This is a genomic window from Phaeacidiphilus oryzae TH49, from assembly GCF_000744815.1.
In the GTDB taxonomy this organism is placed as follows: domain Bacteria; phylum Actinomycetota; class Actinomycetes; order Streptomycetales; family Streptomycetaceae; genus Phaeacidiphilus; species Phaeacidiphilus oryzae.
Window position 1 is genome coordinate 142,775 of the sequence record NZ_JQMQ01000005.1, and the last position, 12,856, is coordinate 155,630.

Annotated in this window: 13 protein-coding genes; 4 read left to right on the forward strand and 9 right to left on the reverse strand. The window is 74.7% G+C overall.

Annotated features, from left to right (window positions below; genetic code table 11):
- The first annotated feature begins 1 nt into the window (after window position 1).
- Window positions 2-2,776, forward strand: coding sequence for a bifunctional YncE family protein/alkaline phosphatase family protein (locus BS73_RS04940; protein ID WP_037570032.1), 2,775 nt, complete (start codon window positions 2-4; stop codon window positions 2,774-2,776).
- A 52-nt stretch (window positions 2,777-2,828) separates the two neighbouring features.
- Here BS73_RS04940 and BS73_RS04945 read toward each other — a convergent pair whose 3' ends face one another.
- The 8 genes from BS73_RS04945 to BS73_RS04980 all read right to left on the reverse strand — a co-directional run bounded on the left by BS73_RS04945 (window position 2,829) and on the right by BS73_RS04980 (window position 8,981).
- Window positions 2,829-3,728 (reverse strand): SAM-dependent methyltransferase, encoded by a 900-nt coding sequence (locus tag BS73_RS04945; protein ID WP_051939460.1) that lies wholly within the window; start codon window positions 3,726-3,728, stop codon window positions 2,829-2,831.
- On the reverse strand, window positions 3,725-4,636 hold the full coding sequence (locus BS73_RS04950) for an urease accessory protein UreD (protein WP_152617524.1): 912 nt from the start codon (window positions 4,634-4,636) through the stop codon (window positions 3,725-3,727). The genes BS73_RS04945 and BS73_RS04950 overlap by 4 nt, the downstream gene beginning before the upstream one ends.
- On the reverse strand, window positions 4,633-5,319 hold the full coding sequence (gene ureG, locus BS73_RS04955) for an urease accessory protein UreG (RefSeq protein ID WP_037570034.1): 687 nt from the start codon (window positions 5,317-5,319) through the stop codon (window positions 4,633-4,635). The genes BS73_RS04950 and ureG overlap by 4 nt, the downstream gene beginning before the upstream one ends.
- Window positions 5,320-5,345: 26 nt before the next feature.
- Window positions 5,346-6,044, reverse strand: coding sequence for an urease accessory protein UreF (locus BS73_RS04960; protein ID WP_037570037.1), 699 nt, complete (start codon window positions 6,042-6,044; stop codon window positions 5,346-5,348).
- Window positions 6,044-7,795: an urease subunit alpha gene (locus BS73_RS04965; protein WP_037570039.1), complete on the reverse strand. Its 1,752-nt coding sequence runs from the start codon at window positions 7,793-7,795 to the stop codon at window positions 6,044-6,046. The genes BS73_RS04960 and BS73_RS04965 overlap by 1 nt, the downstream gene beginning before the upstream one ends.
- Entirely contained in the window at window positions 7,788-8,165 is a 378-nt protein-coding gene (locus tag BS73_RS04970) for an urease subunit beta (RefSeq protein ID WP_084703808.1), read from the reverse strand. Before BS73_RS04970 ends, BS73_RS04965 begins: the two co-directional genes overlap by 8 nt.
- An 8-nt stretch (window positions 8,166-8,173) precedes the next feature.
- The gene (locus BS73_RS04975) at window positions 8,174-8,476 is read right to left on the reverse strand and encodes an urease subunit gamma (RefSeq protein WP_037570042.1); all 303 of its coding nucleotides are present in this window, start codon (window positions 8,474-8,476) and stop codon (window positions 8,174-8,176) included.
- Window positions 8,477-8,594: 118 nt separating this feature from the next.
- Window positions 8,595-8,981, reverse strand: a complete 387-nt coding sequence (locus tag BS73_RS04980; protein ID WP_063836914.1) for a type II toxin-antitoxin system Phd/YefM family antitoxin — start codon at window positions 8,979-8,981, stop codon at window positions 8,595-8,597.
- Window positions 8,982-9,104: 123 nt separating this feature from the next.
- On the opposite strand from BS73_RS04980, the gene BS73_RS04985 reads away from it, so the two are divergent.
- The 3 genes from BS73_RS04985 to BS73_RS04995 all read left to right on the forward strand — a co-directional run bounded on the left by BS73_RS04985 (window position 9,105) and on the right by BS73_RS04995 (window position 11,319).
- Window positions 9,105-9,755, forward strand: coding sequence for an ATP-dependent Clp protease proteolytic subunit (locus BS73_RS04985; RefSeq protein WP_063836915.1), 651 nt, complete (start codon window positions 9,105-9,107; stop codon window positions 9,753-9,755).
- 7 nt (window positions 9,756-9,762) lie between these two features.
- A complete protein-coding gene (locus BS73_RS04990; RefSeq protein WP_037570045.1) occupies window positions 9,763-10,074 on the forward strand; it encodes a hypothetical protein in 312 nt (103 codons plus the stop codon).
- A gap of 207 nt (window positions 10,075-10,281) precedes the next feature.
- Complete coding sequence (locus BS73_RS04995; protein WP_051939461.1) at window positions 10,282-11,319, forward strand: hypothetical protein; 1,038 nt, start codon at window positions 10,282-10,284, stop codon at window positions 11,317-11,319.
- A gap of 30 nt (window positions 11,320-11,349) precedes the next feature.
- On the opposite strand, the gene BS73_RS05000 is transcribed toward BS73_RS04995, so the two are convergent.
- Window positions 11,350-12,753, reverse strand: coding sequence for an SAM-dependent methyltransferase (locus BS73_RS05000; RefSeq protein ID WP_037570047.1), 1,404 nt, complete (start codon window positions 12,751-12,753; stop codon window positions 11,350-11,352).
- Window positions 12,754-12,856 lie beyond the last annotated feature (103 nt).

Sequence of the window (12,856 nt, forward strand, 5' to 3'; positions counted from 1 at the left end):
CATGCAGGTGACTCGCCGCCGACGAAGCGCTGAGCACGACGGGCTCGCCGAGAAGCGGCAGCTCGTGGTGCTCGGCCGGCGAGTGGGCCGGCGGGCGGCACTGCTGACCGCCTGCGTCACCGCCGTCGCACTCGCGACCGGCACCGCCATCGCCCAGACCAACCAGTTCGGCACCCAGCAGGTCGGCCAGACCACCGCGAAGGGCGAGGTGATATCGAGCGACCAGTACCTCGCGCCGTACGGCGACCGGACGGTCATCGACGACGGCAAGATCATGTCCTCCACCGTCAGCCCGGACGGCTCGCACCTGGCGGCGGCGGTGACCGACGGCGACGCCGCGCTGGTCATCATGGACCTCAAGACCGGGAAGGTGCTGCAGAAGGTCGGCAGTGCCGCCGGCACCGACCTCCACATCAGCAGCAGCGCCGTCGGCCAGGAGGGCCCGACCTACTCGCCGGACGGCAAGCAGCTGTGGCTCGGTCAGGCCGACGGCTACACCAAGTTCACCGTGAACCCGGACGGCACCCTCGCCGACCCGGTCAGCGTCCCGATCGCCGCCCAGGGCAGCGAGCACGCACTGGTGGCCGGCGCGGTCTTCTCCGCCGACGGATCCACGGTGTACTCGGCGGTCAACGGCCAGAACCGGGTGGTCGCCATCGACGCGGCGACCGGCGCGATCAAGCAGAGCTGGAACGTCGGCAACGCCCCGCGCGGGATGGTCCAGGTCGGCAGCAAGCTCTACATCAGCAACGAGGGCGGCCGTCCGGCCCGGTCCGGCGACTCCACCCTCAACTCCTACGGCACGCAGGTGCCGGCGAACCCCGAGACCGGCGCCACCACCACCGGCACGGTCAGCGTGATCGACCTGGCCCACCCGTCCGCCACGCCGGCGACCATCGAGGTGGGGCTCCACCCGACCGCGGTCTACGCCAAGAAGGGCGCGGTCTTCGTCACCGACACCGCCTCCAACGACGTCGCGGTGATCGACACCACCCGGGACAAGGTCGTCCAGACGATCTCCACCAAGCCCTGGCCGGAGGCCTCGGTCGGCTACGAGCCGGACGCGGTGACCCTCACCGACGACGGCCATCTCCTGGTCACCCTGGGCCGGGCGAACGCGGTCGCGGTCTACCGCTACACCAGCCCGCAGGCCCCGGTCAGCTACGTCGGGCTGCTGCCGACCGACTACTTCCCGGCGGAGATCACCACCGCCGGCGGCAAGGTGGTCGTCTCCAACACCCGCGGCATCGACGCCCGCCGGCCCACCACCGCGGCCGGGCACGGCACCCACGACACCACCTCCAGCCTGACCCAGTTCACGCTGCCCAGCGACGGCGTGATCCGGGCCCAGACCGCCAAGGTCTTCCAGCAGAACGGCTGGACGCCGAACGCCGTGGCGATGGCGAACAAGCACAGCACGGCCCGGCCGGTGCCGGTCCCGGCGCGGATCGGCGACCCGTCGACGATCAAGCACGTCTTCCTCATCGTCAAGGAGAACCGCACCTACGACCAGCTCTTCGGGGACATCTCCAAGGGCAACGGCGACCCGGCGCTGGCCGAGTTCGGCGAGAACGTGACGCCCAATCAGCACGCCCTGGCGAACCAGTTCGGCCTCTACGACAACACCTACGACATCGGCACCAACTCCGCCGAGGGCCACAACTGGCTGATGCAGGCGGACAACCCGGAGTACACCGAGTCCTCGGCCGGCGAGTACACCCGCAGCTACGACACCGAAGACGACGCCCTCGGCCACCAGGAGTCCGGCTTCCTGTGGACCGGGGCCCAGGCGGCCGGCAAGTCGGTCCGGGACTTCGGCGAGTTCCAGCAGTTCCTGACCAAGCCCACCGGGGCCAGCTGGCAGAACCTCTACTGCGACGCCAAGAACATGGACGCGACCGGTTCCCAGACGGCGTACACGCTGAACTCCTCCTCGCCGATCCCGTCGCTGAACAGCGTCTCGGTCTCGGGCTTCCCGAAGTTCGACACCAGCGTGCCGGACCAGTACCGGTACCAGATCTGGAAGCAGGACTTCGAGAAGAACGGTCCCGCGAACCTGAACATGTTCTGGCTCTCCAGCGACCACACCGGCGGCCCGGCCAGCCCGGCCGCCCAGGTCGCCGACAACGACCTGGCCACCGGCAAGATCGTGGACCAGATCTCGCACAGCAAGTACTGGAAGGACTCGGCGATCTTCGTCGTCGAGGACGACTCCCAGGCCGGCCTGGACCATGTGGACGGCCACCGGGCGCCGATCCAGATCATCAGCCCCTGGGCGCAGCACGGCACGGTCGACGACCGCTACTACACCCAGATCACGATGATCCGGACCATCGAGCAGATCCTCGGGATCAAGCCGATGAACCAGAAGGACTCCGCGGCCACCCCGATGACCACGGCCTTCACCTCCAAGCCGAACTACACCCCGTTCACCGCGGTGCCCAACCGCACCTCGCTGACCGACGGCCTGGCCACCCAGCCCAGCTGCGGCCCGGACACCCCGGCGGCGCAGGACACCAAGGCCGCGGTGGTGCCCTCCACCACGGCCGTCCCGGCGGCGCAGCGGACCGTGGCCGCCGAGTGGGCCAAGTGGAAGTCGCAGCAGCGGCTGACCGGCCCGAACGCCGTGCCGGACTACGCCAACCCGGCCCAGATGAACCATCTGACCTGGTACGAGCGGTACAACTGGACCAAGCCGTACCCGGGTGAGAGCAAGATCTACGCCCCGGGCAGCGTGCCCGGCGCGTACATCCCGTCCTCGGACACCGACGGCTGACGCCGATCCGCCGGGCGGCTCCGCCCGGCACGTCCGCGGCCCCGGGCCGGCCTCAGCGCCGGGCCGGGGCCGCGGCCGTACGCGGGGCGCGCTCGGCGATCAGGAAGGTGGTGCCGGCCGAGGCGATCTCGGGACGGGCGGCCGCGTAGGCGACCTCCAGCTCCGGGCGGTCGAAGCGGCGGACGGCCCAGCCGCGGTTCTCCAGCCAGTCGGCGGCGTCGGTGCCGAGGCCGCCGCGCCAGAGCGAGCTGGCGCCGCGGCCGGCTCGGGCGTCCGCGCCGCGGTTGGCGGCGAGGGTCTTCCGCATGCCGCCGCGGACCAGGGCCAGCCGGCTGCCCGGGGCGGAGAGCCGGCCGACCGTGTTCAGCAGGGCCGCCGAGCGCTCCGGGCCCAGGTAGATCAGCAGGCCCTCGATCAGCCAGGCGGTCGGCCGGTCCGGATCGAAGCCGGCGCCGGTCAGCGGAGTGGTCCAGTCGTCGTTCAGGTCCGCCGGGACCACGGCACGGCGGGCCGTCGGCCGGGCGTCCGGGAGATCGGCCAGGACGCGCTCCTTGAACGCGATCGACTCCGGCAGGTCGAGCTCGAAGACCTGCTGCCCGGCCGGCCAGTCCAGGCGGAAGGCCCGGGTGTCCAGTCCGGCCGCGAGCAGCACGGTCTGGCGGATGCCGTCCGCGGCGGCCCGCAGCAGGTAGTCGTCGAAGAAGCGGGTGCGCAGCACGATGTGACGGGCCATCGCCGCCCTGGCCTCGCGGTCCTCGGGCGGGCGCGGCGCCCCGGACCCCGGATCGGGGGAGGCCGGCGGCCGGTCGGCGGCGGCCACGAAGGCCTGCGCGTACGGATCGTCGAAGAGCCGGTCCTCCCGGGCGCTCTCCTGGGCGCGGACTACGGCGACTCCGAGCGCGGTGCGCCCGACGCCGCCGGGGACTGAGGCGGGTTCACTGCTGCTGCTCACAGCAGAACCATATGGGGTGGTCCGGACAGCGCGCGGCGCAGGTCCAGTCCGTTCGCCGCGAGGGCGGTGCGCAGGGTGAGTCCGCAGTCGCCGGGGAGGGCCAGATCGGCGGACTCGGCGGACCCGGCGGAGGCGGTGGCCTCGGCCGCGAACTCGGCCGCGAACTCGCCCGCCCGCCCGGCGGCTTGGACCGGCGGGCCCGGCGACTCCGTGGTGAGGAGCTGGCCGAGGGCCCGGTGCGGGCCGAGGACCGCCGGCCCGTCCCAGGCGGGGCTGCCCGGGCCGAGGTCGGTCTCCTGGTCGAGCAGCAGCCTCCCGGGACCGCCGTCGGCGGCGGTCCGACGGACCGTCAGGCGGCTGGCCAGCCGCCCGGGTTGGGGATCGGTCGCGCGGCCGAGCACCTGCTCCTCGCGGAGCACCAGGCGGGCGCCGGGTGCCAGCCGGACCCGGGTGTGCTGGCGGAGGTGGCTGCCGGCGGCGGCGATCACCGGTTCGGGCAGCCACTCCAGGATCCCCCCGTCGGCGATGTGGAACTCCAGCTCGTAGCGGGCGGGTTCGAGGGCGGGGGCACCGGGCCCGGTACGGCCGGGGAGGCTGACGGTGGCGGCCGCGCTGGTCACCCGCAGCCGGGCGGCCGGCCCCACGCGGACGGTGATCCGCAGATGGTCGCCGGTGAGCGGGGCGGCCATCGCGCCCACCACGGTGGCCTGGGCGGCGTCCGGGTCCTCCGGGTGGCGGGTGCGGCGGAGCGCCAGCGGGCCGTCCGAGACCAGCTCGCTGAGGACCGTCCGCGCCCCCGGGTACGCGGCCTCGGCGCGCAACCGCGCGTGGGCGCGCAGGCCCGGGCGCGGGGCCGCCACGGGCGCCTCACCGGCGTCCGGACCCGCCTCCGCGGCGGTCGTCCTCACGCACTCCTCCAGGCGGCCAGCCGCTCCCGTACCCAGGCGGCGATCGGCCGCACCCCGTCCGGCGACCTCACCGCGACCAGCAGGGTGGGCAGTTCGCCGCGCTGCCTGCCGGCGTCCCTGGCCATCCCCTCCAGGTCCACCCCGACGTAGGGGGCCAGGTCGGTCTTGTTGATGACCAGCAGGTCGGAGGCGGTCACCCCTGGGCCGCCCTTGCGCGGGACGTCGTCGCCGCCGGCCACGTCGATGACGAAGATCTGATGGTCCACCAGTCCGCGGGAGAAGGTCGCGGTGAGGTTGTCTCCGCCGGACTCGACCAGCACCAGGTCCAGCGGGCCGACCCGCTCCTCCAGATCCTCGACGGCCTCCAGGTTGGCCGAGATGTCGTCCCGGATCGCGGTGTGCGGGCAGGCCCCGGTCTCCACCGCGGCGATCCGCTCCTCCGGCAGCACGGCCTCACGCAGCAGGAAGTCGGCGTCCTCGCGGGTGTAGATGTCGTTGGTCACCACGGCCAGCGAGAGCTCCTCGCGCAGGGTGCGGCAGAGCGCCGCCACGGTCGCGGTCTTGCCCGAGCCGACCGGGCCGCCGAGGCCGATCCGCAGCGCGCGCCGGCTGCCGTCCGGCCGGCGGGTGGTGGGGACGGGCGCCCCCGGCGCCACCGGCGGGTGGTCGTGGTCGAGGTGCATGGTGAGGCCTCCTGGCTGGTACCGGTTCAGGACGCGAAGAGCCGCGGCTGGAGTCCCGCGTGTCGCTCCGCGTAGAGGTCGAGCAGCGGGGACGAGGCGGCGGGCAGCGCGTCCGGCCCCTCGACCACCGCGCGCAGCCCGGCGGCTGACGCCTCGTCGGCCACCGCGTCCAGCTCGGCGGCGAGCCGGGCGAGGACGCCGGTGGCCGCGAACGGATCGAGCCCGAGCAGCCGCACGCAGGCGGTGGCGGGCCCGGAGACCGTCTCGTAGGCGACCGCCGAGGCCGCGTCGGCCGGTCCGAGCCCGGCCGTCCGGGCGGCCAGGCCGAGGACGACCGGCTGGTGCGCCCCGCGCGGCCGGGCCGCGGCCAGCCGCTCCAGCTCGGCCGAGGGCCAGCAGGCCCGGACCGCCCTGACCAGCTGCCTGCCCAGCCTGCGGGCGGCCGCCCGCTGGGCAGGCGAGGGCGTACGGGCGTCCGCGGCCTCGTCGAGCACCAGCGGGTCGACCCCGGCGGCCGCCGCCGCGGCCAGCGCCGCGGCGGTGCGCCCGGCGGTGTGGAGGCGTCCCCGGCAGTACCCGGCCAGCTCCTCGACGCCGGTGATCCGGCCGGCCCGCACCGCCGCCTCGGCGCCGCCGGAGTGGGCGTGGGTGCCGGCCGGGAAGCGGCCGTCGGCCAGCACCAGCAGCGCGGCCCGGCGCGCCGGGCCCTCCGTCCACTCGCCCATCAGAACAGGAAGTAGCGCTGCGCCATGGGCAGTTCCTCGGCCGGGGCCGGTTCCACCACCTCGCCGTCGATCCGCACGGTGAAGGTGTCCGGCTCGACGGTCACCGACGGGCGGGCGGCGTTCTCCCGCAGGTCGTCCTTGGTCACCCGGCGGGTGTCCGCGGTCGCGGTGAACGGCTTGGCCAGGCCCAGGCGTTCGGCCAGGCCGTCGTCCAGGGCCCAGTGGCTGACGAAGTTGACCGAGTTGGACGCCGGGGCCCGCCCGGTGCCGCCGAACATCGGCCGCGGCAGCACCGGCTGCGGGGTGGGGATGGAGGCGTTGGCGTCGCCCATCTGCGCCCAGGCGATCTGGCCGCCCTTGATCACCAGGTCCGGCTTGACCCCGAAGAACGCCGGGGTCCACAGCACCAGGTCGGCCAGCTTCCCGCGCTCCACCGAGCCGATCTCCCGGTCCATGCCCTGGGCGACGGCGGGGTTGATGGTGTACTTGGCGACGTAGCGGCGGGCCCGCCGGTTGTCCGCCCGGGTGTCCCCCGGCAGGCTGCCGCGCCTGCGCTTCATCACATGGGCCGTCTGCCAGGTGCGCAGGACGACCTCGCCGATCCTGCCCATCGCCTGCGAGTCCGAGGAGATGATGGAGATCGCCCCCAGGTCGTGGAGGACGTCCTCGGCGGCGATGGTGGACGGCCGGATCCGGGACTCGGCGAAGGCCAGGTCCTCGGGCACGTTGGGGCTCAGGTGGTGGCAGACCATCAGCATGTCGAGGTGCTCGTCGACGGTGTTGCGGGTGTGCGGCCGGGTCGGATTGGTCGAGGACGGCAGCACGTTGGGCTCGCTCACCACGGTGATGATGTCCGGGGCGTGCCCGCCGCCCGCGCCCTCGGTGTGGTAGGCGTGGATGCCCCGGCCGGCGATCGCGGCCAGGGTGTCCTGGACGAATCCGGCCTCGTTGAGGGTGTCGGTGTGGATGGCCAGCTGGGCGCCGCTCTCCTCGCAGACGTTCAGGCAGGCGTCGATCACCGCCGGGGTGGCGCCCCAGTCCTCGTGGATCTTGAACCCGACCGCCCCGGCCCGCAGTTGGGCTCGCATCGAGTCGGCGGAGACGGTGTTGCCCTTGCCCAGCAGGCCGATGTTGAGCGGCGTGCCCTCCATCGACTCGAACATCCTGGCCAGGTGCCAGGCGCCGGGGGTGACGGTGGTGGCCTTGGAGCCCTCGGCGGGCCCGGTGCCGCCGCCGACCAGGGTGGTGATCCCGGCCGAGAGCGCCTCCTCGGCGAGTTGCGGGCAGATGAAGTGGACGTGGGCGTCGATCGCGCCCGCCGTGAGGATCCTCCCCTGCCCGGCGATCACCTCGGTCTCCGGTCCGATCACCAGGTCCGGGTGGACGCCGTTCATGGTGTCCGGGTTCCCCGCCTTGCCCAGCGCGGTGATCCGGCCGTCCCGGATGCCCACGTCGGCCTTGACCACGCCCCAGTGGTCGAGCACCACCACCCCGGTGATCACGGTGTCCGGGGCGCCCTCCGCACGGGAGGCGCGGGACTGGCCCATGGACTCCCGGATCACCTTTCCGCCGCCGAAGACCGCCTCGTCGCCGCCGGCGGCGAGATCCTCCTCGATCTCGATCAGCAGGTCGGTGTCGGCGAGCCGGACCCGGTCGCCCGCGGTGGGACCGTAGAGCTCGGCGTAGCGGCGGCGGGAGAGGGTGAGGGCGGGGGCGGGGCGCGGGGTGTCCGGGCCGGCGGACTCAGCCATCGAGCGGCCCTCCCGTCTCTCCACGCAACCCGGCCACCACGCGCCGGCCGCCGATCGGGATCAGCTCCACCTCGACCGGCAGCCCCGGCTCGAAGCGGACGGCGGTGCCCGCCGCGATGTTCAGCCGCCGGCCGCGGGCGGCCGAACGGTCGAACTCCAGACCGGGGTTGGCCTCCGCGAAGTGGTAGTGGGAGCCGACCTGCACCGGCCGGTCGGCGCGGTTGAGCACGGTCAGCCGGAGCGGGTCGGCGCCGTGGTTGAGCCCCACGGCGCCCTCGGCGAGGAGGAGTTCGCCGGGTACGACGACGGGGCCGGGGCCGGGGCGGGACGCGCCCGCGGCGCCCTCGGGTGTCTGCCTCTGCTGGGTCACCGGCGGCCTCAGGCGATCGGGTCGTGGACGGTGACCAGCTTGGTGCCGTCCGGGAAGGTGGCCTCGACCTGGACGTCCGGGATCATCTCCGGCACGCCGTCCATCACGTCCGCCCGGCCGAGCACCTTGCGCCCGGACTCCATCAGCTCGGCGACGGTGCGCCCGTCCCGGGCGCCCTCCAGGATGTGGGCGGTGATCAGCGCCGTGGCCTCGGGGTGGTTGAGCCGCAGCCCGCGCTCCCGCCGGGCCCGCGCCACATCCGCGGCGACGTGGACGAGCAGGCGCTCCTGCTCATGCGGTGTCAGTCTCATCGGCACACACCTCTTGCTCTTCGGCTCTCGTCCCGGGTGCTGGGACCTCACCGTAGCGCGGGCCTTCGCCGCTGGTCAGAGGGGGTGGAGGCGGGTTACCTCGATTTAACACGAACGGTCAGCGGCGGCCCGGGGGCTCCCGCCGGGCGGCGGTGACGCCGAACCGCTCGGCGGCAGCGGCGGCCGGGGCCGGGGCCGGGGCCGGTGCCGGCGCCGGTGGGCGGGGCGCCGGGGTGATGCCGAACTCCGACACCGCCCGGGCCACGGCGGGCGCCTCCGGCCGGGCGTCCCGCTCCGGCCGCCGCTCCTGCCCAGCCCGGCGCTCCAGCTCCTCCAGCCGCTCCAGCTCCTCCAGCCGCTCCAGGTCCTCGGCCGGCACCAGCGCGGCGAGCGGGCGGCCGTGACGGGTCATCACGATCCGCTCCCCGCCGTACCGCACCCGGTTGACCAGCTCGGCGAGGGCGGCGCGGGCCTGCGTGACGGGGACCTCGTCGTGAGCGCTCATGGCACCACGGTAGAGCCTCTCCGGGCCGAAAGACCTGTGCGCGGGCGGCCGGGAGGCGTACCGTGCCGAGCAGAGAGGTTCTGTACGTATCCGACGTTCTGTACGGAACGGAGGCGGTCGGCCATGACCATGCGCCCCGGCTTCCCGGGTTCCCCCGCGGACGCCGACTCCCCGCCCTACGGGCGCCTCCTCGCCGAACGGGTGGCGGTGCTCGGCGGCCCGCTGGACGACGAGGCGGCCGGCTCGCTCACCGCGCAGCTGATCATGCTTCAGCGAGCCGACGGAGAACGCGGGTTGAGCCTGTACATCAACTCACCCGGGGGCCGGTTCCCGGCCTTCGCCGCACTCCACGACACCCTGCGCGCGGTGGCCGCGGACCAGCCGGTGGAGACGGTCTGCTTCGGCCGGGCCGAGGGCACCGCCGCCGCGCTGCTGGCCGCGGGGACGCCCGGACAGCGGCTGATACTGCCCAGCGCCCTCGCGGTGCTGCGCCAACCCGAGTACGGGGAGGAGGACTTCGCCCGTCCCCGGGAGGCGGAGAGCGGCGCCCGCCGGGTCGCCGCCGAGCACGACCGCCTGGTCGGCCTCCTCGCCGAGTACACCGGCCGGACGGTCGAGCGGGTGCGGGTCGACCTGGAGCGCCCGCTGCCGATGGAGGCCTCCGCGGCGGTGGGCTACGGTCTGGCCGACCGGATCGCCCACCGCCTCCGGCCGATCCCGGGCCGCCCCGCCGGCCGGCCGGGGAGCCAGGGGAGCCCGGGGACGGGGTGGTGAGCGACGGATGGACCGCGAGGGGACACCGCCGCTGGAACCGCTGCCGGCCCTGACCGCGGCCGAGGGCGGGCTGCTGGACGCCTATCTCGCGGCGGCCGAGGCGCTGGGCCGGGCCAACCCGGCCCGGGTCGAGCAGACCTACTCCGCCCTGGTCGCCGCGCAGGCGCTGGCCGCGCGGGCCGCCGAACTCCGGGACGCGCTGGAGCTGATGTACCGGCGCGGTGAGCGGGAGCTCCACCAGCGCACCCTGGCCCGGGCGCTGCGGCTGCTGGACGGCGAACGGCGGGCCGGCCGGGTGGCCCTGCCGCCGGCGGACTGACGGCGGACCGACGGCGATCGACGGCGGACCGGCCGCGTCCCGTCCCGACCTCGGCTGGCCCACCCCCGCCGATTCCCTTCCTCGGGCAAGGAGTTGGGCCCCAGGCCGTGCCGTGGGCGGCGTTCAGGCGTTAGCGCAGGGCAGACGACAGCATGCGCCCGCCGAGTCCCCGCCCGGGTCGGGTGCCCGCCCGGAAGGCCGCCTCCCATGACCGGAAGCCCGCTCAGACCAGCCCCGCAATCCCTCGAACCCACCGGACGCGCCGCCGCCCGGCGCACCACGCGGACCTGGGCGGGGGCCTGCGTCCTCGGCGCCGGGCTGCTACTGGCGACGGGCTGCACGGCGCGGACGGCTGCCGACGCCCACCGCTCCCCCGGCCCGGACGCGGTGGCCGGCGGCGCGGTCTCCCCCACCGCCCTGCCCGGCACCCCGGCCGCCGCCGCCCAGGCCGCGGCAGCCGCCCGGGCCGCCTCGGGCCGGCCCGAGTACGGCCTCTCCGACCAGTACGGCGGCTTCCGCCTGGACGCGGACACCGACACCCCGGCGGAGAGCCCGGACGCCCGCTACACCTTCCGCATCCTGGCGCCGGACGGCACCCCGGTCACCTCGTTCCTGCCGCAGCGCGGCGAGCCGATGCGGGTCTACGCGGTCAGCGACGACCTCCAGTACGTCCGCTACCTGGTGCCGGCCATGGACCAGGACGGCACCTGGAGCACCGAGCTCGGCCGGCTCGCCCCCGGCGACTGGCGGCTCTACGCCTCCTTCACCCCCAACGGCCGCCCCGGCGACGGCCGCGCCCAGCTCCCCGCGGAGGTCCTCAGCCGTCCGTTCACCGTGGCCGGGAGCGTGGCCGGCGCCTCGCTCGCCCCGGCGACCGACACCGCCGTGGTCGACGACTCGGTGCTGACCGTGAAGGGCGCGCTCACCGCCGGCCGGCCGTCCGCGTTCACCGTGGACTTCGCCCAGCGGGTGCCCACCCCCCAGGGCGAGCAGCAGGCCTGGCAGAACCGCCCGCTCAGCGGACTGCAGAGGTACGACGGCCTCTCCGCCGTGCCGGTGGCCTTCCGCTCCGGCGACCAGGCCTTCGCCCGGATCGACCCGGTGGACGCGAGCTCGGGCGGCCCCCGGCTCGGCTATCGGGGGGTCTTCCCGGAGGCCGGCGACTGGCGGATGTTCATCCGGTTCCGGGTCGGCGGGCAGGAGCGCACGGCGGCGCTCACCCTCCACGTCTCCCCGGCCGGCTGACCGGGTGGCGCCGGCCGCGGGCGCCGGGCCTCAGCTCGCCCGCGCGAAGCCGCCCCGGCGCAGCCGCAGGCCGGAGACGCCGGCCGGCGTGGTGCGCACCGCCAGCAGCTGGTTGACCCCGATCCGGTTGCGCTCGAAGGCCAGCGCGGACGCGGCCATGTACAGCCGCCAGACCCTGGCCCGTCCCGCCGAGACCAGCCGCAGCGCCTCGGACCAGCCGGACTCCAGGTTGGCCACCCACTGACGGAGCGTCAGCGCGTAGTGCTCGCGCAGCGCCTCCTGGTCGCGGACCTCGAAGCCGGCCTGCTCCAGGATGGACACCGTGGTCCCGACCGGCTGCAGTTCACCGTCCGGGAAGACGTAGCGGTCGATGAACTCGTCCACCCGGTACCCGCGCTCCTCGGCCTCGCCGCCGAGCGGGCGCCGGGCGATCTGGTGGTTGAGCAGCCGCCCGCCCTCGCGGAGCAGGGCGTACAGCCGGTCGGCGTACTCCCGGTACCGGACCGCGCCGACGTGCTCGGCCATGCCGATCGAGGAGATGGCGTCGAACGGGCCGTCCACCTCCGGGTCCAGCTCCCGGTAGTCCTGCACCCGGATGTCGATCCGGTCCTCCAGTCCGGCGTCCGCGACCCGCTTGCGAGCGTACGCGGCCTGCTCCCGGGAGAGGGTGACGCCGACCACCGAGACGCCGTACTCCTTGGCCGCGTGGAGCGCCATGGAGCCCCAGCCGCAGCCGACGTCGAGCAGCCGCTGCCCCGGCTTCAGGTCGAGCTTGCGGCAGACCAGGTCCAGCTTGGCGAACTGGGCGCGCTCCAGGTCGGCCCGCCCGTCGCCGGTCCGCGCCTCCGGCTCCTCCCAGTAGGCGCAGGAGTAGACCATGGACGCGCCGAGGACCAGCTCGTAGAAGCGGTTGCCGACGTCGTAGTGGTGGCTGATGGCGCTGCGGTCGCGCCCGAGGGTGTGCCGGATCCCGTGCTGCGGGCGGGCCTCCTCGGCCGGCGGGCGCGGGGGCAGGCCGATTCCGGTCAGCCCGGCCACCTCGCGCAGCTGGGCCCGGAACCGGGGCTCGCGGAGCATTCCCGCCATCCTGGCGGCGCCGCGCAGCCGCCGGAGCGGGGCCGCCACGGCCGATCCGGCGGACCGCGCCTCCGGGGCGGGTTCGTCGCGCTCCCAGATCAGTCCGGCCAGGCGGTCCAGCGCGGCGTAGAGGTCGCCCTCGACGTTCAGCTCACCGGCCACCCAGGCCCGGGCCAGGCCCAGCTCGCCCGGGCGGTAGAGGATCCGGCGCAGCGCCCGCCGGTCGGCGATGACCAGCACCGGGCCGCCGTCCTGCGGCCCCGCCTCGCTGCCGTCCCACGCTCGGATCCGGATCGGCAACGGGGCTCCGAGGAACTGTTCGGCGAGTGCGGCTAGGCGGCCGGCGGCACTGGACATGGCATCCCTCTCGGTCTGAGGCGTCCCGGATCTCTTGGCGAACTCTTGTATCTGATCATCGAACAGACCGTCAGGTCGAGACTATTCCGGGCTTCTCCGGTCG